Source organism: Streptomyces sp. NPDC001732, assembly GCF_053596315.1.
The window spans coordinates 26,598-50,545 of sequence record NZ_JBSFFY010000047.1 but is presented as its reverse complement, the minus strand read 5'-3'; the positions used below and the strand labels follow the sequence as shown (position 1 = coordinate 50,545).

At 68.9% G+C, this 23,948-nt stretch carries 24 protein-coding genes and 4 pseudogenes; 13 read left to right on the top strand and 15 right to left on the bottom strand.

Features of this window, described 5'->3' with window-relative positions; genetic code table 11:
• Positions 1 to 139, bottom strand: a pseudogene (locus ACWCXX_RS30770) (IS630 family transposase); the annotation flags it as partial.
• Positions 140 to 398: 259 nt separating this feature from the next.
• Here ACWCXX_RS30770 and ACWCXX_RS30765 point away from each other — a divergent pair.
• From ACWCXX_RS30765 to ACWCXX_RS30750, 4 genes are all read left to right on the top strand, one after another.
• Positions 399 to 1,451: a LacI family DNA-binding transcriptional regulator gene (locus ACWCXX_RS30765; RefSeq protein WP_451132925.1), complete on the top strand. Its 1,053-nt coding sequence runs from the start codon at positions 399 to 401 to the stop codon at positions 1,449 to 1,451.
• A gap of 130 nt (positions 1,452 to 1,581) precedes the next feature.
• Positions 1,582 to 1,821 carry a glycoside hydrolase family 78 protein gene (locus ACWCXX_RS30760; protein ID WP_451132921.1) on the top strand — a complete coding sequence of 80 codons (240 nt, stop codon included), beginning with the start codon at positions 1,582 to 1,584 and terminating at the stop codon, positions 1,819 to 1,821.
• Positions 1,822 to 2,259: 438 nt separating this feature from the next.
• Entirely contained in the window at positions 2,260 to 2,424 is a 165-nt protein-coding gene (locus tag ACWCXX_RS30755) for a hypothetical protein (RefSeq protein ID WP_451132919.1), read from the top strand.
• Positions 2,417 to 3,973, top strand: a complete 1,557-nt coding sequence (locus ACWCXX_RS30750; RefSeq protein ID WP_451132917.1) for a family 20 glycosylhydrolase — start codon at positions 2,417 to 2,419, stop codon at positions 3,971 to 3,973. The genes ACWCXX_RS30755 and ACWCXX_RS30750 overlap by 8 nt, the downstream gene beginning before the upstream one ends.
• A 369-nt stretch (positions 3,974 to 4,342) precedes the next feature.
• Here the strand turns inward: ACWCXX_RS30750 and ACWCXX_RS30745 are convergent, their stop codons facing one another.
• A complete protein-coding gene (locus tag ACWCXX_RS30745; protein WP_451132915.1) occupies positions 4,343 to 4,870 on the bottom strand; it encodes a hypothetical protein in 528 nt (175 codons plus the stop codon).
• A gap of 91 nt (positions 4,871 to 4,961) precedes the next feature.
• Positions 4,962 to 5,969: a hypothetical protein gene (locus ACWCXX_RS30740; protein ID WP_451132913.1), complete on the bottom strand. Its 1,008-nt coding sequence runs from the start codon at positions 5,967 to 5,969 to the stop codon at positions 4,962 to 4,964.
• Between the two features lie 449 nt (positions 5,970 to 6,418).
• Between ACWCXX_RS30740 and ACWCXX_RS30735 the strand changes: the two genes are divergently transcribed.
• A complete protein-coding gene (locus tag ACWCXX_RS30735) occupies positions 6,419 to 6,958 on the top strand; it encodes a WD40 repeat domain-containing protein (RefSeq protein ID WP_451132911.1) in 540 nt (179 codons plus the stop codon).
• An 84-nt stretch (positions 6,959 to 7,042) separates the two neighbouring features.
• On the top strand, positions 7,043 to 7,405 hold the full coding sequence (locus ACWCXX_RS30730; protein WP_451132927.1) for a hypothetical protein: 363 nt from the start codon (positions 7,043 to 7,045) through the stop codon (positions 7,403 to 7,405).
• 11 nt (positions 7,406 to 7,416) lie between these two features.
• Here ACWCXX_RS30730 and ACWCXX_RS30725 read toward each other — a convergent pair.
• The 5 genes and pseudogenes from ACWCXX_RS30725 to ACWCXX_RS30705 all read right to left on the bottom strand — a co-directional run.
• Positions 7,417 to 7,601 (bottom strand): annotated as a pseudogene (locus ACWCXX_RS30725) (IS5/IS1182 family transposase); the annotation flags it as partial.
• Between the two features lie 150 nt (positions 7,602 to 7,751).
• Positions 7,752 to 8,246 (bottom strand): hypothetical protein, encoded by a 495-nt coding sequence (locus ACWCXX_RS30720; RefSeq protein WP_451132909.1) that lies wholly within the window; start codon positions 8,244 to 8,246, stop codon positions 7,752 to 7,754.
• Between the two features lie 114 nt (positions 8,247 to 8,360).
• Positions 8,361 to 8,888, bottom strand: coding sequence for a DUF4303 domain-containing protein (locus ACWCXX_RS30715; protein ID WP_451132907.1), 528 nt, complete (start codon positions 8,886 to 8,888; stop codon positions 8,361 to 8,363).
• A gap of 71 nt (positions 8,889 to 8,959) precedes the next feature.
• Positions 8,960 to 9,403: a tetratricopeptide repeat protein gene (locus tag ACWCXX_RS30710; RefSeq protein ID WP_451132905.1), complete on the bottom strand. Its 444-nt coding sequence runs from the start codon at positions 9,401 to 9,403 to the stop codon at positions 8,960 to 8,962.
• Between the two features lie 1,080 nt (positions 9,404 to 10,483).
• The gene (locus ACWCXX_RS30705; protein ID WP_451132903.1) at positions 10,484 to 11,686 is read right to left on the bottom strand and encodes an IS110 family transposase; all 1,203 of its coding nucleotides are present in this window, start codon (positions 11,684 to 11,686) and stop codon (positions 10,484 to 10,486) included.
• Between the two features lie 360 nt (positions 11,687 to 12,046).
• On the opposite strand from ACWCXX_RS30705, the gene ACWCXX_RS30700 reads away from it, so the two are divergent.
• Positions 12,047 to 12,391, top strand: a complete 345-nt coding sequence (locus ACWCXX_RS30700) for a hypothetical protein (RefSeq protein ID WP_451132901.1) — start codon at positions 12,047 to 12,049, stop codon at positions 12,389 to 12,391.
• Between the two features lie 75 nt (positions 12,392 to 12,466).
• The gene (locus tag ACWCXX_RS30695) at positions 12,467 to 13,033 is read left to right on the top strand and encodes a hypothetical protein (RefSeq protein ID WP_451132899.1); all 567 of its coding nucleotides are present in this window, start codon (positions 12,467 to 12,469) and stop codon (positions 13,031 to 13,033) included.
• A gap of 580 nt (positions 13,034 to 13,613) precedes the next feature.
• Here the strand turns inward: ACWCXX_RS30695 and ACWCXX_RS30690 are convergent.
• Positions 13,614 to 14,234, bottom strand: coding sequence for a TetR/AcrR family transcriptional regulator (locus tag ACWCXX_RS30690; RefSeq protein WP_451132897.1), 621 nt, complete (start codon positions 14,232 to 14,234; stop codon positions 13,614 to 13,616).
• 309 nt (positions 14,235 to 14,543) lie between these two features.
• Here ACWCXX_RS30690 and ACWCXX_RS30685 point away from each other — a divergent pair, with 309 nt between their 5' ends.
• Both ACWCXX_RS30685 and ACWCXX_RS30680 read left to right on the top strand, forming a co-directional pair.
• Positions 14,544 to 14,948, top strand: a complete 405-nt coding sequence (locus ACWCXX_RS30685; protein WP_451132895.1) for a hypothetical protein — start codon at positions 14,544 to 14,546, stop codon at positions 14,946 to 14,948.
• 92 nt (positions 14,949 to 15,040) lie between these two features.
• A pseudogene (locus ACWCXX_RS30680) lies at positions 15,041 to 15,250 on the top strand (IS5/IS1182 family transposase); the annotation flags it as partial.
• Here ACWCXX_RS30680 and ACWCXX_RS30675 read toward each other — a convergent pair.
• The 4 genes and pseudogenes from ACWCXX_RS30675 to ACWCXX_RS30660 all read right to left on the bottom strand — a co-directional run bounded on the left by ACWCXX_RS30675 (position 15,206) and on the right by ACWCXX_RS30660 (position 19,879).
• On the bottom strand, positions 15,206 to 16,261 hold the full coding sequence (locus ACWCXX_RS30675; protein ID WP_451132923.1) for a serine/threonine-protein kinase: 1,056 nt from the start codon (positions 16,259 to 16,261) through the stop codon (positions 15,206 to 15,208). The pseudogene ACWCXX_RS30680 and the gene ACWCXX_RS30675 overlap by 45 nt on opposite strands.
• A 1,604-nt stretch (positions 16,262 to 17,865) precedes the next feature.
• Positions 17,866 to 17,991 carry a hypothetical protein gene (locus tag ACWCXX_RS30670; RefSeq protein ID WP_451132893.1) on the bottom strand — a complete coding sequence of 42 codons (126 nt, stop codon included), beginning with the start codon at positions 17,989 to 17,991 and terminating at the stop codon, positions 17,866 to 17,868.
• Positions 17,992 to 18,062: 71 nt separating this feature from the next.
• A pseudogene (locus ACWCXX_RS30665) lies at positions 18,063 to 19,169 on the bottom strand (IS256 family transposase); the annotation flags it as partial.
• A gap of 266 nt (positions 19,170 to 19,435) precedes the next feature.
• Positions 19,436 to 19,879, bottom strand: coding sequence for a flavin reductase (locus ACWCXX_RS30660; protein WP_451132891.1), 444 nt, complete (start codon positions 19,877 to 19,879; stop codon positions 19,436 to 19,438).
• 134 nt (positions 19,880 to 20,013) lie between these two features.
• On the opposite strand from ACWCXX_RS30660, the gene ACWCXX_RS30655 reads away from it, so the two are divergent.
• From ACWCXX_RS30655 to ACWCXX_RS30645, 3 genes are all read left to right on the top strand, one after another.
• A complete protein-coding gene (locus tag ACWCXX_RS30655) occupies positions 20,014 to 20,562 on the top strand; it encodes a TetR/AcrR family transcriptional regulator (RefSeq protein ID WP_451132889.1) in 549 nt (182 codons plus the stop codon).
• Positions 20,563 to 20,586: 24 nt separating this feature from the next.
• Positions 20,587 to 20,940 (top strand): hypothetical protein, encoded by a 354-nt coding sequence (locus tag ACWCXX_RS30650; protein WP_451132887.1) that lies wholly within the window; start codon positions 20,587 to 20,589, stop codon positions 20,938 to 20,940.
• 215 nt (positions 20,941 to 21,155) lie between these two features.
• Complete coding sequence (locus ACWCXX_RS30645) at positions 21,156 to 21,953, top strand: alpha/beta fold hydrolase (protein WP_451132885.1); 798 nt, start codon at positions 21,156 to 21,158, stop codon at positions 21,951 to 21,953.
• Between the two features lie 47 nt (positions 21,954 to 22,000).
• On the opposite strand, the gene ACWCXX_RS30640 is transcribed toward ACWCXX_RS30645, so the two are convergent.
• Positions 22,001 to 22,651: a response regulator gene (locus ACWCXX_RS30640; protein WP_451132883.1), complete on the bottom strand. Its 651-nt coding sequence runs from the start codon at positions 22,649 to 22,651 to the stop codon at positions 22,001 to 22,003.
• Positions 22,648 to 23,808: a sensor histidine kinase gene (locus ACWCXX_RS30635; protein WP_451132881.1), complete on the bottom strand. Its 1,161-nt coding sequence runs from the start codon at positions 23,806 to 23,808 to the stop codon at positions 22,648 to 22,650. The genes ACWCXX_RS30640 and ACWCXX_RS30635 overlap by 4 nt, the downstream gene beginning before the upstream one ends.
• Positions 23,809 to 23,948 lie beyond the last annotated feature (140 nt).

Below are 23,948 nucleotides of genomic sequence, written 5' to 3'. Positions count from 1 at the left end.
AGCGGACACTGACCCGCAGATCCCTGGCAATCGCTGTACTGCCCTCGCCCCGGGCGAACCGCTCGGCCGCCTGGAGCCGTAACTCCTCGCGGAACCGCTGCCGTTCGGCGGTCAGCCCGCCCCCTTGTGGATACCGCATGCCCCGGTGGTACCGCCCGGACGGCCAGCCGCCAGCCCCTACGACACCACGAGTTCAATCTCAGTAACCCTCAGGATTTCTGGCGCATCACACTGGTCAGCCGGAGCTGGGCTGACAGGCCGCTCCCGCGGGTGGCGGTGAGACGGCCCTCATGGCAGCGGCGTGGAAGACCGCTCTGTTGCCACAGAGAGGGATCCCGTATCCGTGCGCACATGTCAGGGGCTGTGGCGGACTCGGCCACAATGGGACCGTGGATGAGATGGGTGGCGCTACGACGGGTACGGACGAGCCGGTCACGTTGCAGGGGATCGCAGAGCGGCTGGGGCTGCACGTCTCGACGGTGTCGCGGGTCCTCAACGGCAAGGTGGACGTGCAGGGCCGGGCGGCATCCGGGGAGACGGCGCAGCGCATCCGGTCCCTGGCCCGGGAGTTGGGCTACCGGCCCAATCCTCACGCCACCAGTCTGCGCACCCGGCGCAGCAACCTGGTGGGTGTGCTCTTCCCGCGTCTGTCGGAGATCGTGGTGGCTACCATCTACGAGGGTGTGGAGGAGGAGGCGGCCGCACACGGGCTGTCGGTCTTCGTGACCAACACCCGCGACGATCCCGCCGTGCAGCGGGAGCGGATCGCGATGGTGCTGGGGCGCCGGGTGGACGGGCTGATCATCGGTGACGCGCATCTCGACGGCGCTGTGCTGGCCGACCCCGCGCTGCGACGCGTCCCGTTCGTGCTGGTCAACCGCCGCACGGACGGGGATCATCCCGCCGTGACCTGCGACGACTTCCTGGGCGGGCGGATGGCGGCGGAACACCTGCTGGGACTGGGGCACCGCCGGGTCGCGGTGATCGCCGGAGAACCGTTCGCCAGCACCGGAACCGACCGCGCGGCAGGCTTCCTGGACCGCTACCGTGAGGCCGGCCTGCCGGTCCCGGGCCACCGGGTGCGCCACTGCCCCTTCGACATCCCCGGCGGACGTCGGGCCGCGACGGAGCTGCTCGCGCCCGCCGACAGGCCCACCGCGCTCTTCGCGGTCAACGACCTCGCCGCCCTCGGCGCCATGGGCGCCGCCCGCGACCTGGGCCTGCGCCCCGGCAGCGACTTTGCCCTGGTCGGCTTCAACGACACCCCCCTCGCCGCCGAACTGCCCATACCCTTGACGAGCGTCCACTCACCCATGGCCGAACTCGGTCGCGCGGCTGTACGCCAACTCCTGCACCGCATCGCCGGTGAACCCGCCACCTCCCAGCACCTGCGCCCCCAACTCGTCGCTCGTGCTTCCAGCGGCGCCCCCATCGGGCCCGCACTCGGCTGAGAGCGTCGCCCGCAGACGCATCGACCGATCTGCGGCGTCACCGTCGTCGGCGGCTCTTCGGCGCACCGCCGCGCTCATCACCCGATGGCGATGAGCGGGCAGGAACTGCGGTCACGACGGGCGCAGGCCCGTGGCGCTACGTGCCGTCCCACGAAAGGAATGGGCGCAGACCGCCTACGAAGTGGAGCTGGACGGCGCAGATATCGTCCGGGTGGAGTCCGCGGAGCAGATCCTGGTCCCGCGGCCCTTCACGCCGCTCAGCGCCCGTATCTGCGCGACCGTGCAGGTACGGGTGACCTTCGGCGGACGGGGGAGCGCGCGGAGCGAACCCGCAGCCGCCGAGACCGGACTGCTGGAGCCCGGCGACTGACCGGCGCGCTTCATCACTCCGCGCGCCCTCCGTGGCATCGGCCGATCCGCCCCCGTCCTGACCCGCACGGTGAGGCTGCGGCCGGCCTCGCATCGGCCCGCCTGTACGCCACCGCGCACGGCGTCGTGACTGGAGCGGACGGCGGAACGGCGGTGGCCCGCACGCTCCCGGCGATCGCCGAAAACCTCGACGCGACCCGCCCCGCCGGACCGCACTTCCACCTGACTGCTCCTTGGTACGCATGACCGCCACCGGCGTAAGGGATTCGGCAGGCGTCGGCCTCACCGCCCACGACCGGCTCACCCCGCCGGCACGCTCTGCGCTGGCCTCCACAATCAAGGCGTCGCGATCAGGGCAGCTTTACAGCTCTCCAGATTTGGAATAGCTTCCACTCCTGGGGTTGGGTCAAGTAATGGCCCGACTCAATGGAGTTGATTCATGGCGCAGCCCGCCAAGGGCCGATACGGATCTGTTCGTCGCCGCCGGGCTGCCCGGAGCGGAGTGGTGTTGGTGCTCGGCACGGGGCTCGGTCTGGCGCTCGGCGCCTGCGGCCGTGCCGGCGAGGCCGGCAGGTGGACCGAGGGGCAGGACGCCCATGCATGAGGCCGACTCGAACCCGCACCGCTCTCCGAGTCGCAGACGGTTCGTCGGATGGCTCTTCGGGGGTGGGGGCCTTGTCACTGCAGCCGCGTACGGCCTGGCCTCACCGACGCGAAGCCGTACTGCTTCCAGCGCCCCGACGGTCATACCAGCCCTGTCCAACTGGACGGCAGGATCAACCAGTTTCATGCTCGGTGAGTCCGTGAAAATCGTCGTCGCCGCCGATGCCATGCCGCTGCTGTCGACCAGCGCCCATCTGTTCGCCGCCGATCTGAAGGCGCTGACCGGCATCACCCCGACAGTGACGACCGGTACCGCGTACGACGCGCTGACCGGCGACATCTACCTTGCCCTCGACAACCCCGAACTGCCCAAGGACGCCTACTGGCTCAACGTCCGCGGAGCACTCACCATCAGCGGCTCCAGCGACACGGGCGTCTTCCACGGCACTCGGACGGTCGGACAACTCCTGAGCCAGAGCACCACGATCCCCGGCGGCAGCAGCACCGACGCACCCGCGTACCCCGAACGGTCGTTCATGCTCGACGTGGCCCGCAAGTACTACTCCATCGGCTTCCTCAGAACCCTCATCCGGGAACTCGCCTGGCTCAAATACAACATGCTGCACCTGCACCTGACCGACACACAGGCATACCGCCTCGAATGCGACACCCATCCCGCCGCCGTCGCCGAGAAGCACTACACCAAAGCCGAGATGGCGGATCTCGTGCTCTACGCCGCGGCCCGGCATATCACCATCGTCCCGGAGATCGACATGCCGGGACACATGAACCCGATGCTCGGCCAGCACCCGGACCTGGCGTTGCGCCGGGCCAACGGGTATCTCAGCCTCGACCTGTCCCAGATGGATGCGGCGTGCGACCTGGCCCGATCGTTCCTCAGCGAGTACCTGGACGTCTTTCCGGGACCGCGATGGTGCATCGGCGCCGATGAGTGGCTGACCTCCGACGAACTGGCTTCCTTCCCACAGCTGGCTGCGACGGCCCGGAGCCTTTACGGTCCCGGTGCCACCGGCTGGGACCTGGCCTACGACTTCGTCAACCGGCTCGCGGACCATCTGCGCGCCCATGGCAGGAAACCCAGCATGTGGAACGACCAGTTGGTCCCGGACACCGTGGTACGGGTCGGAGCCGGCCTCACCATCGAGCACTGGTACGGCTCTTCCTCCCCCAGCGCCGCCGACCTCCACCAGCAGGGCTACGCGCTGCTCAACACCAACTCCAATCTCCTGTACGGAGACACCGACAACGACTCCTACCCCGACCCCGCAGCAATCTACGACGATTTCACGGTCAACCGGTTCGCCCTCGGCAAGGCCAGCCAGGCCATCCCGGCTGACAGCCCGCGCCTGCGCGGCGCCCAGATGGCGATCTGGGCCGACAGCGACAACTCATACACAGAGGACCATGTCGCCTCCAGGATCAGCAGTCCGCTGCGGTCACTGGCCCAGATCACCTGGGGTTCGCCCAAGCCCGCCACCAGCTACGGCCGGTTCAGTGATCTGATCAACAAGGTCGGATCGCCGCCCTGAGCGTCCCGCGCCGGGGGCCGGGGCGAAGGCGCCCGCTCACTCTCCCGCAGCCGGCCACCGGCCGGTCCGACGACGGCGACCCATTGCGCCGGGCCCGCGACACCCAGCTGCGCGGCGTCCCGGGGCGGATGCCCAGATCCTCGGCCACCTCCGGAATCGGCTTCCCGGTCGCCGTCACGATCCGCACCACCCCCCTCACGGAACTCGGGGAGGTGCAGGATCGGGGCAGTGCTCGCGATGCCGCGCAGCACCGTCCGGCCACGCCCACGACAACCCGGCAGCGCTCCCGCGCTCCTCCGGCAGAGCGGCCGTCGTCCGACGCCGAGGGACACCTCACTGATGACGTCGGGCGAGTGGCCTGGGGGATGCTCAACGGCTGACCGTCCAGGAGCCTTCGTAGTAGGCGGAACCGCCGTTGACCGGATCACCCTGGGCGTTCACGACGAAGCCGGCGCCGTTGTAGAGGATCTGGGTCACACCGGTGACCTGGAAGGTCATGAGTCCGGTGACCGTCTGGCCGGGGCCGATGTTGTGGCCGGCGTCGGGTGGGTGCGCGTTGACGACGGCGGCCTGGACCGGGAACGACCAGGTGCCCGAGCCGTCCACCGCGACGAAGGATTGGTTCTTGATGTCGGCGGCCTGCGAGTGATCGGGGTCGGTGGCGCTGAACTGGACGGTGGTCCCGGAGCCGGTGTCTTGGACTTTCACGAGGGTCACCCTCAGTCGCACACCGTCCGTCATCATGTCCAACGTCGTGCCGACCCTGCCCTTGGTGACCGGGTCGCTGTTGCTGCAGCCGGTGAGGGCCATCACCAGCATGCCTGCGGTGACGAGGGCAGCGGCAGCCGCTGACGACCGCGCGACGGATGCACTGGTTCGTTCGGTGTGCGGCACCACGGCCTCAGCCTCTCTGTGTTCGAGAAGGGACGACCTTCTTGGAAATCTGCCAACGGAAGTCCTCATGCCGCCCCCTGCGACTCGGTGAAGGTCAGTTCGCTGCGCGCCGTAGCTTGCGGGTCCGGGAGGCGGCCCGCTTGATCTCGCGTGAGCCGGTCTTCATGGCGATGGCGAGGTGCTGGTCGGCCTGGACGGGGTCCACGAGGCAGGAGCCGAGGTGGAGGTGGGCCAGGGCGGCGACCGCCGGGTCGGCCGAGGTGGTGCCAACGGTGAGCAACTCCACGACGCCGTCGGTCTGGTCCGCCTCCAGGCGGCCGACCGCGAGTTCGACCGCGGCCTTGGGGGCGTAGTCGGGATGACCGGTGGCGTAGACGCTTTCGAGCATGGCTCGTGACAACACGGCCGCCATGGTGTCGCCACTGTCCCTGAGCAGCCCGGCGAGGTTGAACGCCGCGCGCAGTGCGACGTTGGGGTGCGGGCTGCTCATCGCCGCGTCGTAAGGGGCGATCGCGGCGTCGCGCCGGCCGTTGCGGTCGAAGGTCAGGGCGAGTTCGAGCTGGGCCCGCGCGGTGACCACGGGGTCGCCGCAGGTCGTGGCTGCGGCGAAGTTCTGTGCTGCCGCCTCCTCGTCGCCGAGGCTCACACGCAGGAAGCCGAGGTGGATGGCCGCAAGGCCCGAGGTGGCGCCGTTACGGAGCATCATCGCCAGTTGGTAGTTGGCGTCGGCCTCCGCCCACTTGCGTCGGGCGTGCATCGCCATGCCCCGGATGAGGAAGACCTCGCCAGCGATGTCCGGGTCCGGGGACTCGCCCACGCTGTTGACGCTCTTCAGTGCGTCCTTCGGCCTCTTTCTGGCGAGCTGCACCAAGGCCGTGACGAGTACGCCGGCCGTGCGCCGCTTCGTGCTGGCGGAGGCGGTGGCACGCACCGCGAGGGTGGAGGCGTGCTCTACCGCGTCGGCATCGATGAAGGCACGCGCGAGTTCGAGGATGCCCGCAAAGTCGAGCTGGTCGAAGCTCTCGTCGTCGAGTGGATCGCCCGGATCGGGCAGCCTCAACGGCCCCGGAAGACCGCCGTCCCCACCTTGCGCGCCACTCACCACACCACCTCCCGCGTCCTCGGCCAACACTCTGCTCTCGCCGAGTTCGGCTCTCTCCCCAAGAGCGAATCTTACTTGATCACCCTCCAATCATGGAACGTATTCCAATGTTGGCTCTGCACCCAATACCGTGCACGTCGGTGTCGAATGAACAGAAGGAGTTCGATTTGGACAGCGCCGGTCTTCGAAGTGGTGGTCCGTACCGTGAAAGTGCCATGGAGAGCGCGCGGTTGACCGATCCGGGGTGACTGGTCAACACCGTCCCGGAACGGGTCCTGTCCGCGCTGGGCGGGGCAGCGGGGCGGGAGGAGGAGCTGGCGGCGGCGGTGTACCGGGCATCGGCGCAACTGCACCGGGATGCGGGGGCTTGGGTGCGGCGGCAGTCGCTGGCGTTGGACGCGGCCCGGTACGGGGACCGCGGGCTGGCGGCGCGGATCACGGCTGTGCCGGTGGAGGGCGAGCCGGCGGCACGTTGGGGGGTGGACTGGGCCACGGGCGACATGGTCCCCCCGCAGCTCAGGCACACCCTGACCGGCCACATCCGCGAGGTGTGGGCGGTGGTGGACGGCCGGCCCGTCGCCATCACCGGCAGCGACGATGCCACGGTGCGGGTATGGGACCTGGCCACCGGCGAACAAGTCGCGACCTCCCTGCCCTTCCCGCTGCTTGTCCAGGCGGTGGCGGTGGCGCCGGGCGGAGAATTGCTGGTCGGATTCGAAAAGGAACTCGCCTGTTTGTCCCCCGCTGACCGCACAGACCACGCTGGGCCTGCCCGCACCGATGCCGCCGTGCCGTACGGCACTGTTACGGCGGCCATGACCGTCTGGCATCGGACAGCATGTGTCACCGGCGGCAGCGAGACGGCGGACCCAGCGGCGTGCGGCGCACCCGCCGAAGCGGACGACAAGGCGACGATGCCGAACCCACCCGGGCGAACGCACACACCTGCCCTCGACCGCCGTGACCCCTCACCTCGCATCAGCAGGTGAAGCAGTACAGGCGCCGCGCCACGCCGTCACGGCGGGCTGAACCACCAGCCCGCCCCCCCCAGGTCGATGGAAGCGTCACCAGGCATGGCGGCAACCTCGACCAAGCATCCACCGTCCGCAACGGTACCGGGGAGTTGGTCCTCGTCGAAGAAGCCCTACTGGCAGCCGTATTGGTGGCGGCTGCTGTTCCGCGAACACGGTTCGTCGGGGTGGGAGGTGACGGGTCCCGAGCCGGTCCATCAGGTTCCGAACGATGCGCTGAAGAACGCGTCCCTCGAGGCGTGGGCCCACGCCTTGCTGGAGGAAGCGCCGAACGAGCTGGACGACCTGTGTGGCGACCTGCTTCTCGAGTGTTACGAGGAGCCCGCCTCCACAGAAGGCACTCCACCTGTGTATGCACGCCAGATACGGCTGCCGGGATACACACTGCCGAGCCCGCGCGGATAGACGGGCACTCCTGGGCGGCGTTTCGGGCGGTCGTCCCAGCGGTGGGTTTTCCAGGCTCGTCGAATCGGGCTACGGACAGTGTGATGATTGTGTCTGCGAGGGCGACGAAGGCATCGATGACGGTGATGCGCCGTTCGTAGCAGCGGGCAAGGCGGTGGAAGGCGTTCTGCCAGGCGTGCGTGCACTCGACATGCCACTCGCTATGGCTGCCGCGTCGTTGACGGGCGGGCGGTCGGGTCCGCGGCTCAGCTCGGTTGTGGCCTCGTGCCCTTCGGCCGTGGCGCACTGGCAGTGGCGGACGCGGTGTGCGGGCACGGGCATGCCGTTGATGGGCAGCCGGACCTCCTCACAGGCATTGCCAGCAGTAGAGCTGCTCGTCGGCTTCGCGAGCCCGCCTGGCGAGCCGGATGAGTTCCTCGGCTACGGGTTGCATGTCTTCGGCGCGCGCTCCGTGCAGTTCCTCCGCTTGTACCCATGCGGCAGTGATGGCCGGCACGTCGAGGTCGCGCACGGCCGCCAGGGTGTCCCGTACCGGAGGACGTAGTTCGGACACCCACGGTCCCGTCAGCCAGGGGTTGGCCTCGTCCTCGGTGTCCTCCGGGCCTGGGACCGGGGAGGCCGGCCACACGGTGGTCTCCTCGACCAGGTCCACCTGCCACGCAACCTGCCGAATGGCAGCGATCAGCATCGCCAGGACAACAGTCGGATCCACCCCCTTGGCCTCGATTCCGTCGAAGACAGAGGGCTCTGTGCCGAGTGGGGACTCGCCGTCTGTCTGTTTGAGCACCCGGACAACGGATGCGGCGTCAGGGGCGCGGAAGTAGTCGATCAGAACGCCCATTGCTTCTCTCCAGGACGAGACGATTGCGTGCATTCAGCTGTCCTGAAGCAGACGGGCTGAGAACCGGTCACAGGACCGTGAACCACACCTGGGGACGGGACAACGCGCATTCCGTCACCTGGCGAGTGGTGTTTCGCCGGCTGGGCTGCCGATGGCGCGGAGCCAGCGGGTGAAACGCCGGGTCTGGTGTGGCGGGTTGAGACGGCGGATCCAGCCCGCCTCCCGTTCCGCATCCGTGTGGTCGGAGACGGCGAATACCACGACGGTGTCGCCGTCCCGCTCGAGGATGTCCTCCGCCAACAGTGTCTCCAAGGTCACCACGCACGCCTCGTACACGCTCTCGCGCCACTGGCACAGCTCCCGGCCGCCGAGAGTCATGGAGCGTGTGAGCAGGTGCCGGTTCACCTCGGTGAAGTACTCATGGCCTGCGCCCTCATACGCCCATTCGGCCGGGCTCCACCGGTAGTACTCCGCGTCGTCCGGATCGGCGGCCTGGCTGCGGGCCAGATGATCCCGTGTGTTGACCGCGCAGCAGACCGTCATCGCCGCCGCGTCGGAGTACAGCGCGTATCCGCAGCACTCCGTGCCGCCGAGTCCCTCCGCGAGGCGGGTGAAGGCCGCACGTGCGGCAGGCAGCAACATGGTCAGCGGCGTTTCGCTTTGGGGTGCGGCGGGTGTTTCCTCGGGGCGGCACTCCCGGGCCCGCCCGGCGCTCATCCTGAACTCCGGTCATGGTCGAGGTCGGCGCGGGTCCGCAGGAAGGCGAGGTACTTGGGGTCGTCCTCGTCGAAGATGTCAGGAGCGCCGCCCATGTAGGCCCGCATCAACTCGTCCGCTGCGCGGTCGTGGTCGCCGAGTTCCAAGGCGTTCTGGCCCAGGCGGAGATGGATGAAGGGATTGCCCAGTCCGCCGGGGCACCGGACGGCGTTGTGGAAGCACCGGTACGCCCTGTCGAAGACGCCCTGCCGAAAATGCACGTCACCGATCGCCACGTAGATCCAGGTCGACGCCGCCCAGTCGCTCGGATCATCCGGCAGCAGCCGCAGGGCCTCCACGTACAGAGCCTTGGCCTCGTCGAGTCGGCCCGCTTCGGCCAGGGTGTCGCCGCGACGGCACAAGCCGTCGATCTCGGCGGAGAGGTGGTCGGGCAGGGGCATGGCTGTTCCTTTGATTCGCGTGTACGGACGGCCGGTTCAAGCCGGTTCCTCACTGAGGACATTGGGCGGGCCCGTGTGTGTTGGTGGCGATCACGTCGATGTTGTCCATCCGGCCGCTGCCACCGCGGCGGCACGAGTCCGCTCGGCCCGAAGGACGCACAACGTCAGCTCGTCCCGGCTGCCGCAGACCAACGCGTTGCAGCCGGCCTTGCGCCGTCGAACAGCGGAATCGGCATCCCGGACGGCGGAACGGCGTACACCTTTGCGGGCGGCCCGTGTACGTCGCCGGTGAGAGCTCCTTCTGCACAGTCGACACCCACGGCACCGTAATGGACTTCACCCCAATCATGGAAGGCATTCCATGATTGGGGTGTACTCAAGTAGGATCCCGTCTTCGCGAGAGACCCGAACCCGTCGCGAGCAGGGCGTTGGCCAAGGAGAGCAGCCGCGGCCAGGCGGAACTGCGCCCTCTGGAGAGGCCCCCAAGAGCGGACCGGACTGTCCGTCGGCGCTGCGGCGACCACGGGGCTTTATGGCCGGACAGCGGCTCCGCCGGTCACGCTCATCGCTGAAGTTGCTTCAACGAAGGCACCGCCGGATCCCTCCGTACCCGATTCAGCCACCTCCGGTCGCGTGGCCGGCTGCCGCTCGTCAATGCCATCGGCACGCAAGGTCTGGTGCCGGAGTACGCCAAGCGGAGCGGCGCCTGATCGGACTCATGCCGACCCTGATTCCACTGCTCTCGGATGACTGAACAGCGACAATGACTTTTGCACTCCATGCTTTTCTCGGTCCCGACTCCCCAGAGATATCCAACGAATCACTGGCCGCTGACCTGCGCGAGCTCTTCGAAGACGCAGCGGGCTTCACGCTGCAGTGGGAGCGGCTTCCCTTCTCCAAGGGCCCTACGCTCGCCCTCAGACGGGGAGCATGGCTGACGCGCGTCGCTTACGAAGAGAGCGAGACTGTGGCAGCCGTTCGCGCCGTCATCGCCGCCCGTCCCGGGCCGGGCTGCCGAGGCCCCGGCAGATCTCTGGGGATACGAGCACACCGCGGCGCAGAGGAGTCTCAATGATTGAGTCAAGCCGCCTGCGCGACCGGCGGGACGGAGGTGAACGTCCGTCCATCACGCAGCAGCGCCCAGAGCACACTCGCTCGTCGGCGGGCCAGGGCGATAACAGCCTGGACGTGCTTGCAGCCCTCACCGCGCTTCTTGAGGTAGAAGTCCCGATTGGGTCCCTCGCGGATGATGCTGGTCTGCGCGGACATGTAGAACACCCTTCGCAGACGTCGGCTGTAGCGCTTGGGCCGGTGCAGGTTGCCGGTACGGCGGCCCGAGTCACGGGGGACGGGCACGAGCCCGGCCGCCGAGGCCAGATGTCCGGGGTCGACGTAGGACGCAAGGTCGCCGGCGGCGACGACGAACTCGGCCCCGAGTATCGGCCCGATGCCGGGCATGGACTCGATGATCTCCGCCTGCGGATGACTGCGGAACGTCTCACTGATCTGCTTGTCCATCCGCTTCAGCCGGTCGTCCGGAGCCGGGATCTGCGCGGCCAGGTCAGCCACGATCTGGGCCGCGACGTCCTCGCCGGGCAGCGCGGTCTGCTGGGCCTGAGCGGCCTCAACGGCGGTCACGGCCACCGCCTCGGCGCCCCGGACACCGCGGTTGGCCAGCCACGCCGTCAGCCTCGCCCGGCCACGGCGGCGGATCGCCGCCGGGAGCTGGTAGCCGGTCAACAGGACCAACGCACCCTTGTGGCTGCTGTAGTCGAAGGCCCTCTCCAGCGCGGGGAAGACACCGGTCAGGACATCGCGCAGCCGGTTGATCATCCGCACCCGGTCGGCCATCAGATCGGACCGGTGGGCGGTCAGCAGCGCCAGATCGGCCGCGAGCTGGGCCGGCACGTCGATCGTCGCGAAGTCCCGGCGGTGACGGGACGTCTCCGCGGTCACGTAGGCGTCGCGGGCATCGGTCTTCGCCTCGCCCCGGTAGGCACCGGACATGCGGTTGACCGTGCGGCCGGGCACGTAGACCGCCCGTTGGCCGTGGGCTGCGAGCAGGGCCAGCAGCAGCGCGGAGGACGTGCCGGAGATGTCCACCGCCCAGTGGACCTCGTCCGCCAGGTCGAGGAGCTCGCCGAGCGCGGTCAGGATCACCGCCTCGTCGTTCTCGATCTTCTTCGACCACAGCGTCGTGCCGGTCTCGTCGACCGCCGCCGCCCAGTGGTGCCCCTTGCCCGCGTCGGCACCGACCCAGACCTCGGCCTTCCGACCGCTCACTTGCCCCTCCCCGGTCCGAACAGCACTGCCGTCGGCCCGAGGAACACCCCGCTGCCATCTCCGTAAAAAGCGACCGAAGCGCACATCTCGATCAGCAGCCAGGGCGCCCCGGAGAGCCGGACAGCCACTCCTCGGGAGGCCACTGAAGGCAAGACCTCATCAGCCACATCCGGCCCTCCCGGGCCGATCAACACCTTACGGAGACCTCATGCTGACCCTGCCCACCTGGCGGGCCCGCTTCGCCGCCGACCGGCTGAAGGCGGTGGACACCGGACAGCTCCTGTTCAGGGACGGCTCTGGCGTACCGCGCGGTGATCTCGCCTCATGACCGTGGGCGAGGCATGGCGGAAGATACAGCCGTTGCGCCTCCCTGCTGGCTGGACGGTGGGCTGGAACAGCCTCTACGAAGTGGACCCCGGGCCCGACACCATCGACTGGCTGTACGGGTCAGTGCTGATCAGCGCTGACCACGCGGGTACGGGACTGTGCTTCGACACGCGCTGGGAGCCGGAAGGTGATCCCCGGGGGTGTTACGCCGTGGACTTCCTGCGCCTGGATCGACGCAGGGGCGGCCGGGACGGCGGGGCGGGTGCCGGGGTACTGCTCGGCACCTGGACGACGCGGAGTCGCCCCGCACTCGTAGCGGCCTTGGAGGAGTTCATGTTCACACGCGAGGTGCCGGGCGCGATACGGGACGTGCGGTGAGGGCGGGCCTGGCCGACGTCCGGCGGGGCAGGAGTCTGAGGCAGTGGACGAGTCGTTGCAGCGGGAGACCCGCACGTGATCGAACAGTTGGCCATGGTGGGGGAGGAGGCTGCGTGCTCACTCGCCGGAATCCATACGCGTTCGTCGATGGCGGGCGGTGCCCGGGTGGTGGTCGGCGCCGATGCGTCGGTGATTCTTTCCGACGCCGTGGACGAGCCGGGCGTGAGCGGGGTGTGGAGCGGTGAGCTGTTCCGGCTGATGGGCCCGGCGTCGGCCGTGGTGCGAGCACGGCTGGTGGACGAGTCGGACGGTCCCCTCCCCGTACATCTTTTCGTGCGTGTCTTCGGGGGCTGCCGCTATCTGGGCGTGGGCCGGCCGGTTTATTCGTCCTGTGCCGGCGGCGAACTGCTTCAGTGCGACCTGAGGATCGAGCCCCCGCTTGCACCCGAGGTCCTGAACGAGGTGCGGCCGACCGGTCCGTCACCGCAAACGCCGAGCCTGGACTGGCTCACGCGGCTGGGGGAGGATCGTGTCAGGGCGCTGGGACACTTCGCCACGGGCTGGTACCCGCGGCCGGGTCTCGCCCCGGCCGCACCCGGTGCGGTGCCCGCCGACCTGCCGTGCGCCCTGCGAGAATTCTAACGGCTCGCCCACCAGCGGCCCGGGATGCTGGGCAGGCAGAACCGGATCCTGCCGACCACCGAACTGCGCCCGGGGCGCGGATCCGCGACGGGTCGTCTTCGGCGAGGAGAACCAGCTCTGCTTCCACCGGGAGCTGGACCCGGCCGAGATCGACCCGGTCGTCTGGCTGACAGCGTCGGAGGACAGCGCCGAACGCGAGCCGCTCAGCGGCTTCCTGATGCAGTTCTCGTTACTCTCCGACATCGGCCTACGAGTTGGGGCAGTCGAGGCAGCTGCGCGAGACGACGGGGCCACCAAGCGCCCGAGGGATGCTGGACTCCGCCTGTGGCCTTTCCCCGACAACCTGCCGCCCTGTCCCCTCCACGAAATTCTGCAGAGCAGCGCGAGAGGGCGAGCGCACCATGACCAGGGGTTTGACGGCGGTCGACGACTGAACCGTCATCTGATGCCGTCCGATGCCCTCCCAAGGCAGTCCTCGGCCGACGCGGTGCTGGTGGGGTCGTCTCCGCACCTCGCGTTCAACGCCGGAGTCTTCGCGAAGGTACGCGCCCCAGGACACCTGACCGGTGCATGGGGAGGGTCAGGTCCTGGCGTCAAGACCGCGGGTGAACACGGTGAGGATGGTGTCGAGCACGGGGCCCATGTCCTGCGGGTCGACATGGAGGCGGTCGGCGCGCCAGCTCAGGGCGAGGATGCCGTTCATGGCGGCCCACAGGGCGTAGGCGGTGGCTCGGGGGTCCAGGTCGGGGTTGAAGGAGCCGTCGGCGATACCGTCGCGCAGTGCGGCGGTGAGTTTGGCGTTCTGTTCGTCGACGAGGTCGGCGATGCCCTTCAGTGACCCGGCGTCGGCGGGGGGTTCGGCGAGCAGCCGGAAGTGGTGCGGGCGTTCGAGGGCGAAGCGCGCGTAGGCTTCGGCGGCCAGCAGGATGCGTTCGCGCGGGGTGCCGGGGGCGGCGTAGGCGGCGTCCATGTACTCCCGGTTCTCCCAGAAGGCCCGCTCGGCCACCGCGACGAGGACCGCGGATCTCCCGCCCACCCGGTTGTAGACCGTCTGCACGGCCACGTCGGCGCGTTCGGCGACGGCCTCCAGGGTCAGGGCCGTGGGCCCGCCCGCGACGAGGATCGCCTCCGCCGCTTCGATGATCGACTGCCGCGTCGCGGCGGCCCTGCGGGCCGTTCGGGAGGTCTCGTCTGCTGCCACAGGGCGACTTTACAGAACCCCAAGATTTCATGCTCTTCCACAGTTGGAATCTGCTCCAATGCTGTGTCTGTCGGTGTGGCCGGAACGGATGGGTTGTGGTGGCGGGGGAGGACCGCGGATTTTGAACGGCGTGGAGTCGGGCTTCCGGCCTGGTGGCGTCCCGAGCGGTCGGTCGTCGGGGCCGAACGGACGGCGGATGGTTCCGAGGGGGTGTCCCGGAGGGTCCCTGTTGCAGCGGCCGGGATTCTCTCCGCCTCGTTTCTGCGGCGCCTGCGGGGCCCATGGAGGCGATCGGAGGGGTTCTCGACCGTGATCCAAGTCGAGCAAGTGGTCAACCGTGCTGGTGACGATGGCGTGATGCCGTTGCTCACCCTGGACGAGTTCTTCGACGGCAACGACAACGAGGGATGCATTGCGCCGAACCAGTGGGGCTATGGGAGGCCTGCTCTTGCAGTACTGACCGAACGCCTTCGCGCTGTCGAGAGACGCGAGGACGTTGCCTGGGTCCGGGTACAACTGCACCCGGAGACGCTGGAGATGGAGGAACTGGCCGGGGAGGCCGTCGCTGCGTGTACCACGGCGGATCAGAGTGTCTGTGGCGCGTGGATCGAGGGGCTCGAGAGCAGCGGTGTGATCCCGGAGCTAGTGGATGTCTACTGTGATGTTCCGGGGGTGCCGCACGGTGCGACGGTGTGGTCCGTGGTGTGGGACTAGGCTTGCGGATGACGGCGCTGGGTACGGTCATCCTGTGCGGGCGGTGAGCCTGTGTCGTGCCTTGCTGGCGGTCGAGCAGCCCGGTCACGCCCTCCGGCGTGGCCGACGGCTACGGCATTCCGTTCGGCCGGGTCCTGGCCGGCGCCAACTGCCACGACTCCCCGCCGCTGGCGCCGACTTCGCATCCACTGGCCGAACTCGGGCTGCTACCCGACTGCATCACCGTGCACCTCGCCGCCGGCTATGACTCGGCGAAGTCACTCACCCTGCTCGGCGAGCGCGGGCTGCACGGCTGGATCGCGCGAGGGCGCTGTGGCCGTGGCTGTGGCGTCGACCGTGGGGGAAGCCTGCGGCGCGGCCCAGGTGGTGTCTTCGGCGGCATGAGCTCGGGTGTGGGCGAGCGTCTCGTAATGGCGTGTGGCAGGCATGGTGGCGTGCTCCGTGACGAGAGCCCGCGCCTGTTCCGACAGCGGCGGTGGATCGATCCTGCCGTCACCGGCTCCCGGAACCAGTGTCTCGGCCACATCGGCGGCCGTCGGCCGCTGGTCCGGATCGGGGTGAAGGCATGACCGGACCACGTGCGCGAGGTCCTTCGGCAGCCCGGCGAGATCGGGTGTTCCGGCCCGGATGTTCGCGACCACGGACGGCATGTTCCGGCCCCAGGGGCTGCGCCCCAGGGCGAGACGGGCGAGGACGGTGCCCAGGGAGAAGACATCACTGGCGGGTGTGAAGGTGGGCTGCTCGCGCAGTTGCTCGGGCGAGGCATAGGCGTAGGTGCCGGCGAAGCCGCGCCGTGGCTCGGTGAGCCGTTCGATCTGGGCGACACCGAAGTCGATGACGCGTGGGCCGTCCTCGGTCAGCAGCACGTTGGCCGGCTTGAGATCGAGGTGCACGATGCCCTCGGCGTGGATGGCGCCCAGGGCGAGGGCGATGCCCGCTCCCAGCGTGCACACCAGGTCGGCCTCCAGCCGTCCACAGTGCTCGACGAGTTCCTGCAGCGAAGGGGCGGCCACGTACGGCACCGCCATCCACGGGGTCGCACCGTCGGTGTCCGCGGCGATCACCGGCACGGTGAACCGTCCGTCGACCCGCTGGGCCGCCCGCACCTCGTCGGCGAAGCCCCGCTTGATCGAGGGAGCCGCCGCGAGGTGCGCGTGCAGCGTCTTGACCGCGACCATCAGCCCGTCGGCGTCCTGGCACAGGTAGACCCGCCCGAAACCGCCCTCGCCGACACACTCCAGCACCTCGTACGTGCCGAAGGCCTGCGGCCGGTCCGCCCCGGCCACCCCGTCCGCGGGCCGCGCCCGCTCCATCTCCCGCCAGTCCCCCAGGGCCACGGCCTGAGGGTGCACCGCGATCCTGCCCTCGCCCGCGGTCCCCGCGGACGTCTCCTTCCGCGTGTCCAGGTCACTCGTCGTGAGCCGCTGGTCCTGCTCGTCCTTCACCACGACGCACCGCGCCTTCTCCGGTTCGCCCTCCCCGAAGACGTACACCTCGATCTGTACATGCTCGTCGCTCAGGCGGGATACGTAGACCCCCGGCAGCCCCAACTGGGCGCAAACAGAAACCTCTTCGAACGTCGGTCGCCGGTCGCCACGGGCGAAGCACAGGGCCGTCGCCTCATACCCCTGCTCCGTCAGGTCCCGCAGCGCATCGCCCCACTGCACCACCGTCCAAGCGCGCCATGCCGTGTCGTCCGCGCCGTTGCCGATAACCGCGAGGCGGGTCGTGTCGGTTGCGCCGGCCTCGCGTGCCAGCACCGCGCATGCCGCATCCGGCGCCGCCTGTACCGTCTCCCCCAGCAGTGCCGCGGTCCGTTCCGCGATGCGCAGTACCGTGCGGCCGGCCGCACGGGCGAGTTCGTCGCGCTGCCCGCGCACGGTGTCGTACATCGACGAGCCCGGCAGCTGGCCCTGGAGTTCCATGCACGCGAGCACCCTGTCGAAACAGTCGACGGCCGTCGCGTAGTCCTGCGCCTGTACCGCCGCTTTGGCCTGCGCGACGTACGCGGAGAGGGTCTCGGAGCCGGCCGGACCGTCGAGTTCCTCGAACCGTGCGGCTATCTCCCCGTACATCCGGCCAGCGCGCGTGAAGTCTCCGGCGGCCTCGACCGCGGCGGCCGTCGCGAAGAAGTCCCGCAGCCCGTCGCGGCCGCCCTCGTTGCCGAACGGTAGTACGCCGGCGATCTCGGCGTAGCGCTGACGGGCGATGCCGACGAGCTGGTGGCCCGGGCCGAGCTCCTGTTGCGCGGTCTGCAGCATCTGGGAGAACGCGCGCAGCGCGGCCGCGTTGTCGCCGCTCTTCTGCTGCCAGTACCCCACCTCGCACAGCAGGGTGAGGGCGGTCTCGGTGCGGTTCTCCCGCTCGGCGGACCGGCGCATGGCCTCGTAGCGGCGTACGGCCTCCTGTGGCCGTCCCGACCGGCCGTGCCAGTGGGCGAGTTGGTGCCGGGCCAGTTCGGTGTCCGGGTGGCGTGGCCCCTGGATCCGCTCCCGGTCGGTTAACAGGCCCGTGAACAGCTGGACTGCGGCTTCGCTCCGGCCGGACTCACCGGTCCAGTGGGCCAGTTGGTGCCGCAGCGCCAAGGTGTCCGTGTTTTGCCGTCCCAGAACGCGTTCTGCTTGCGCGACCAGTTGCCCGTACCGTTCGGCGGCCAGTTCCGCGTTGCCCTGACGCCCGGTCAGCTCCGCTGCCTCGCCGCCCTCCCGCAGCGCCGCGACGAACTCATGGGGAACCGGCGTTGTTTCGCGCCGTCTGCCCAACCATCTCATCAAGCCCCCCGTTGCCGTAGCCGGACGCGTTCCTGGTGGCCAGTATGCTCTACCCAAACGATTGCGCCAATCGTTTGGGCAACACTGTCCATGGGTTTCACGGGACCGGTATTGGCGGATGGCGAGGTAAAGTTACGCCTTCCCGCTCACCCCAGGCTCGGCCCGACCGGTGCGCCGATGGAGGCCCGCACCACGAGATCGGGCCTGAGCGCCTCCGAGACGACGGGCTCGCCCGCGATACGGCGCAGGAGCAGCCGTACGGGCGCTGTCACGTTGTTGAGTGTGTGAGTGCCTGACGGTGTGTCGGGTGTGGTGGGGCCGGGTTCCGGCTCCGTGCTCAGGCCGCGGCAGGCAGGCCGGCGCCGCGGGTGACCTTGGTCCGCAGCTTCACCGTGCTGAAGGTCGACTCGATCGGATTCGTCGTGCGCAGGTGGACCCAGTGCTGAGCCGGGAAGTCGTAGAACGCCAGGAGTTCATCGACGTCGTCGGTGATCTTCTTGACGGCCTTGGGCCACTTCGCGCCGTAGGCGCGCCCGAAGTCCTTCACCGCCTTCTCGGCGTGATCGCGGTCCTCGGCGTTGCAGATCTCCTGCAGCGCCTTCTTCGCGCCGGGCTGAGCCGATCTCGGCAGGGCGTTGACCACGTTCCGGGTTTTGTGAACCCAGCACCTTTGATGTCTGGCCCGCGGGAACACCTCGGCCAGGGCCCGCCACAGACCCATCGCTCCGTCGCCGACGACGAGCTCGGGATCGCGCATGCCGCGCCGGCGGCAGTCCCGCAGGAGGTCGGCCCAGGACTCGGTCGACTCGCGCAGGCCCTCGGCGAGCGCGATCAGCTCCTTGCTGCCGTCGGTGCGCACTCCCATGAGGACCAGGACGCAGGAGCGGGCCTGCCCGAGGCGGACCTTGGGGTGGACGCCGTCGGCCCACACGTACACGTAGTCGGATCCGGACAGGTCCCGGCCCTGGAAGGCGGCGTGGCCGTCGCTCCACTGCTTGGTCAGCCGGGCCACCGTGGCCGGCGAGAGCCCAGCGGCCGAGCCGAGGAACTGCTCCATCGCGGGCACGAAGTCGCCGGAGGACAGCCCGTGCAGGTAGAGCAGGGGCAGGACCTCGCTGATCTTCGGGGACTTCCGGCACCAGGGGGCGAGGATCTTGGACGAGAACCGCTTGCGCTCGCCCGTCTCGCCGTCGACCCGCTTGTCGTTCACCCGCGGTGCCTTCACCGCAATCGGCCCGGCGGCGGTCGTCACCGTCCGCTCCCGGTGGTGGCCGTTACGGACCACCAGACGGCGACCGGCCTCGTCCCGCTCGCCCACCAACTCAGCTATGTACTGGTTGACTTCGGCTTCCAGAGCCGCGGCGAGCATCCGACGGGCACCCTCACGGACGATGCTGTCCATCAGAGAGCCGCTCTGGGTGGTGCCGTCCTCGTGGACTACGCTCAGCACGGGCGTGCCTTCCCGACCCGCGCTGCAACGCGAGCCTACTCGATGACCAGAAATCGATCACTCGGGAAGGTACGCCCTCCGCGTTCCGCGAGGCGCCCCTCCCGAGTCCGATCCACAGGTCTTGAGCATTGCTCCCGAGGCCGAAGTAGTGCCGGAAGTTGTAGATGAGCGGGCTCCATGTGGCCGGGTCGATGTGATCGGTACCGGGGACGACTATGTGGGGGTCGGCGTGCACCTTCAGCACGTGGGCCTCGATGATGAGGAACTCACCGGAGGCGTCCGGCCGGATGCGCTCGGCATGTGCCTCCAACTGGAGGGGGCATCCGTCGACCCGTGGCGGGCGGACCGCGTGGGACGGGCGGCTGCTCAGCCGCGCCGCGCCGAACTTGTCCTTTTCGAAGCGACAGCCGTTGTGCTTGGTCGGGGGGATGGCGGCCGGTGAGCGGGGCCAGACGCTCCACGGCCTGCCACTGACCGGGGGCGGCGATGTTGATCACGAGTTCGGGACGGGCGGTGAGGTTGCGCGCGGTCTGGCCGTCCGGGCCCAGGCCGAGCACGATCACCTGTCCCAGCGCCCATGCGGAGGAGATCGGCGCGAGGTTGACGGAGGAGTCCGGGTTCTCGGTGGTCAGGAGCACCACGGGAGTGCCGAAGTGCAGAACGCTCGGCTCTATGGAGACACAGGGGTCGGTGCCGGATGAGGGGCTCAACGATCTTCATGACCGAAACGTAGGGGCGGATCACTTCGGCACCCGCCGAACCGTTCCGGTCCCGCGAGACCCGGAGCAAAGTTAAGGAACGACCGTTCTTGACTGATCGTTCCTGAACTGTGTACGGTCATTCCATGGGACGACCGAGAGGATTCGACGAGGCTGACGTAGTCCGGTCGGCGGCGAAGTTGTTCGCCAGCCGGACCTACGACGGCACATCCGTGGACGACCTGGTGTCACACCTCGGTGTGCACCGCAACAGCCTGTACAAGACGTTCGGCAGCAAACGCGGGCTCTACCTGGCCGCGCTGAAGTGGTCCCTGGAGCATGAGGTGGCCGGCCTGGTGGAGCGCGTCACGGCAGCGGGCGGCCACACGGAAAAGACGCACGACGTCCTCGCCGACGCGGTCACCGGCACAGCACTCGACCTGGTCCTGCTGGCCGCGGTCGAACGGGCACCGGTGGATGCCGAGGTGGCCCAACTGGTCGGCGAGGCTTTCACCGCGCTGGACAGCGCAGTCGGCGACGCGGAACGCGCCGCCGACAACAGGAACGCCACCGCCTCACCCGTAGCGGCCACCGCACTGCTCATCGGGCTGCGCACACGCGCCAGGTCCGGCACGACCGACGAGGGCATCATCCGAGCAGGCGCCGGCCTGGCGCAGCGCCTCGGCCAGCCCTGACACTCTTACAGCAAAGGAAGCATCATGGCACACATCAGCATCGCCGACAACAACCTGATCGTGGAGATCGAGGGGCTGGACAAACTCTGGGCGCTCAAGAGCCGCCTGACCATTCCGCTGGCCCACGTGCGCGGCGCCACGGCTGACCCCGGGATCGTCAAGGAGCCCAAGGGGCTCCGATCCCCGGGCACCCATCTCCCGGGCGTCGTCACCGCCGGCACCTTCCACGTCGACGGCGAACGGGTCTTCTGGGACGTCCGCGACCCGGCCAAGGCGGTGGTCATCCAACTGGCCGACGAACGCTACGCCCGCCTCGTGATCCAGGTTTCCGATCCCCGCGCGACCGTGGCACTCGTTGAAGACGCCCTGCCCAACTGACTCCGCCCACGCGCAGACCGAGGCTGCTCTCCGCAGTGACGCGGAAGTCGGCGGCGCACAGGAAGAGAGAAAAGAACTCGTGACTGACGAGACGGCAGTCATCAACAGCCACGGCTGTTCACTGGCCGGGACATTCACCGCGGCCGCCGACCCCGTCGCCCTGTTGATCCCCGGATCCGGCAGGGTGAACCGCGATTCGGACGCACGACTGCCTGGTGGGCCGATGCTCAGGACCGGAATCACCCGCGCTGTCGCGGACACATTGGCGAAGGCCCGAGTGTCCACACTCCGCTAGACAAGCGCGGCGTCGGGGACAGCGACGGAGACTTCCTGCGTGCCGGGATGGAGGACGGGCTCGCCGACGCGCGGGCCGCGCTCACCTGGCTCGCCGACCGGACCGCCGGTCTCCTCTCCTGGTCGTCGGCCACAGCGAGGGCGCCTGGTACGCGGCACAACTCGCCGCCGACGCACAGGTGGCGGGAGCGGTCCTGCTCTCCGCCGCCGCACGGCCCGGCGGCGACGTTCTCGCCTGGCAGGCCGAGCAATTGGCCACCAGGCTGCCCCTGCCGGTCAAACTCGTCCTGCGGGTGTTGCGCACGGACCTCGGCCGCGCCCAGCGCAGGAATCTGGAGAGGATCACAGCCTCCGACGAGGCCGAGATGTGTCTTCAGGGGCAGTGTGTGAACGCGCGCTGGACCCGTGACTTCATCGCCTGCGACCCGGCGCCGGCGCTCGCCCGGATCACGGTTCCGGTCCTCGCGATCACAAGGGGCGGCGATCTCCAGGTTCCTCCCGAGGACGTCGATGTCATCGGCCGCCCTGGCTATCGCGCGATGCCGCCGGTGGGGAGGCCGCCGCGTGTCTGCGCGCAACCGCAGAACAGAAGCTCGCCGCCATGCGCGACCTCGCGGCCCGGCACTCTACCGTCCACCTCGGCGAATGACCGTCTTCCTCTGTTCCAAGTGCGGCACCGCGATCACGCCGGAGCTGACCGAGCTTGCGGTCATCCCTGATTATCAACAAAGCCCGCGTGGTCTGTTTCCTGCGCCATTGGCAGGGGTCATGTGCTGCGTCCCATGCGTCCATGGCGCCATGCCCAGGCCGCGATCTCTACGCGGTTTCTGGCGGTGAGTTTGGCCTGGACGTTGGCGAGGTGTGTTTTGACCGTGCCGATGGTGATGGTCAGGGCTGTGGCGATCTCGGCGTTGGTCATGCCCTCGGCCAACAGCATGACGACTTCCTCCTCGCGCGGTGACAGCCGGGTGGCGGGCTCCGGCCGGGAGGGGGAGGTATGAAGCCGTTTCAGAAGCCGCACGGTGATCGATGGGCTGACCATGGCATCGCCAGCCGCGGCCGCGCGGACCGCTTCGGCGAGCAGGCGGGGCCCGGAGTCCTTGAGGATGAATCCGCAGGCGCCCGTTTCCACCGCACGGGTCAGGTATTCCTCGTCGTCGAAGGTGGTCACCATGACGACTTGTGGCCGGTGCGCGGCGGAGGGCCGGGTGAGCTGACGCAGGGCGTCCAGGCCGTCCAGGCGCGGCATCCGGATGTCCATGAGAACGACGTCGGGCCGGTGCAGCGCGGTCATCTCCAGTGCTTGTAGGCCGTCTTGGGCGTGGGCGACGACGTCGATGTCGTCCTCGGCGGAGAGGATCATAGCCATACCGGTGCGGACGATCTCCTGGTCGTCGGCGAGAAGTACCCGGATCATGGAAGGTCCCTCCACACGCTGCCGAAAGGAATCCGGGCGCTGACCCGCCATTGTCCTTGGTTGTCGGGGCCCGCTTGGAAGGTGCCGCCCTCGGCTGTGACGCGTTCTTCGAGCCCGATGAGACCGTACCCCGCCGTGTCCCCGCCCGGGCCGGGCTGGTCGTTGACGATGTCGAGTTCGGCGGTCCCCGAAAAGGCACGGAGCGTCACGGACACCTTCCGGGAATCCGGTGCGTGCTTGCGCACATTGGTCAGTGACTCCATGACGACCCGGTGCACGGCCACCATGGTCGCCGCGGGCAGGCTGCCCACAGGCCCCTCCTGCACGAAACGAGCCCGCCCACCGCCGGGCAGGGCGAAATTTTTCACGAGAGCACGCATCTGCTCCACGTCGCCTGCCGGTACGAGCTCGGCCTCCGTACGCAGCCCGCTCACCATGTGCCGCAGAGCTCTGAGAGCCTCCGCAGCAGCCCGTTCGATGTGCTCCAGCGCCGACGCGGTCATCTCCGGCCTGGATGCCGCGACTACCAGGGCCCCTTGCGCCTGCACGACGATGCCTGTCACATGGTGGGCCACGAAGTCGTGCAAATCCCGGGCGAAGGCGAGCCGCTGTTCAAGACGCACCTGCTCGGCGTGACGTCGGCGCTCGACAGCCACCAGCCGGGCCACAAGCGCCCCCACCAGTGCGGCACACACGGCGAACGTGCAGAACAAGGCCACGATGAGGCTGTTCTCGCTCACCTCCACCGCCACCGGCCGCAGAACCACCGCCGTGCACAACAGGACGGCCGCCACGGCAGCCGGCCAGGCAGCGCCATACCGGACGGTGGGGACCAGAACCACGATGAGAGCGCTGATCTCGAACAGGGTGTAGGCGTCGGCCCGCCCGGCCGACGATCCCTGCTGTTCCGCCGCGACGTGCATCCACGCACTGCATCCAAGGGACACGATGCCCGCGATCCCGCCAGCCGCTGCCAACACCCACGGCCCCACTCGCGACCGTCGCAGCACCCAGCCCGGCACCACCAGGAACGGCGCCGCAGCCGAGAGGCGTACCTGCGGCGCGAGAGCGGACACATAAACACCGCTGCAGTAGTCGACCGCCAGAGCCAGCGCCAGGAGGGCCCCCACGGCGGCCACGCCGAGACAGACCAGCACGCCACGCACCCAGAAGGAACGGGGCCCGAAGAGCAAGGAATGCATACCCGCAGCCTATGGGCCCGGCCACCCCAGACCCCTCTGCCGAAAGTCGTAGAAGCCCCGCCTGGTTTCCGTCCTTCGACAGATCCACAACGCCA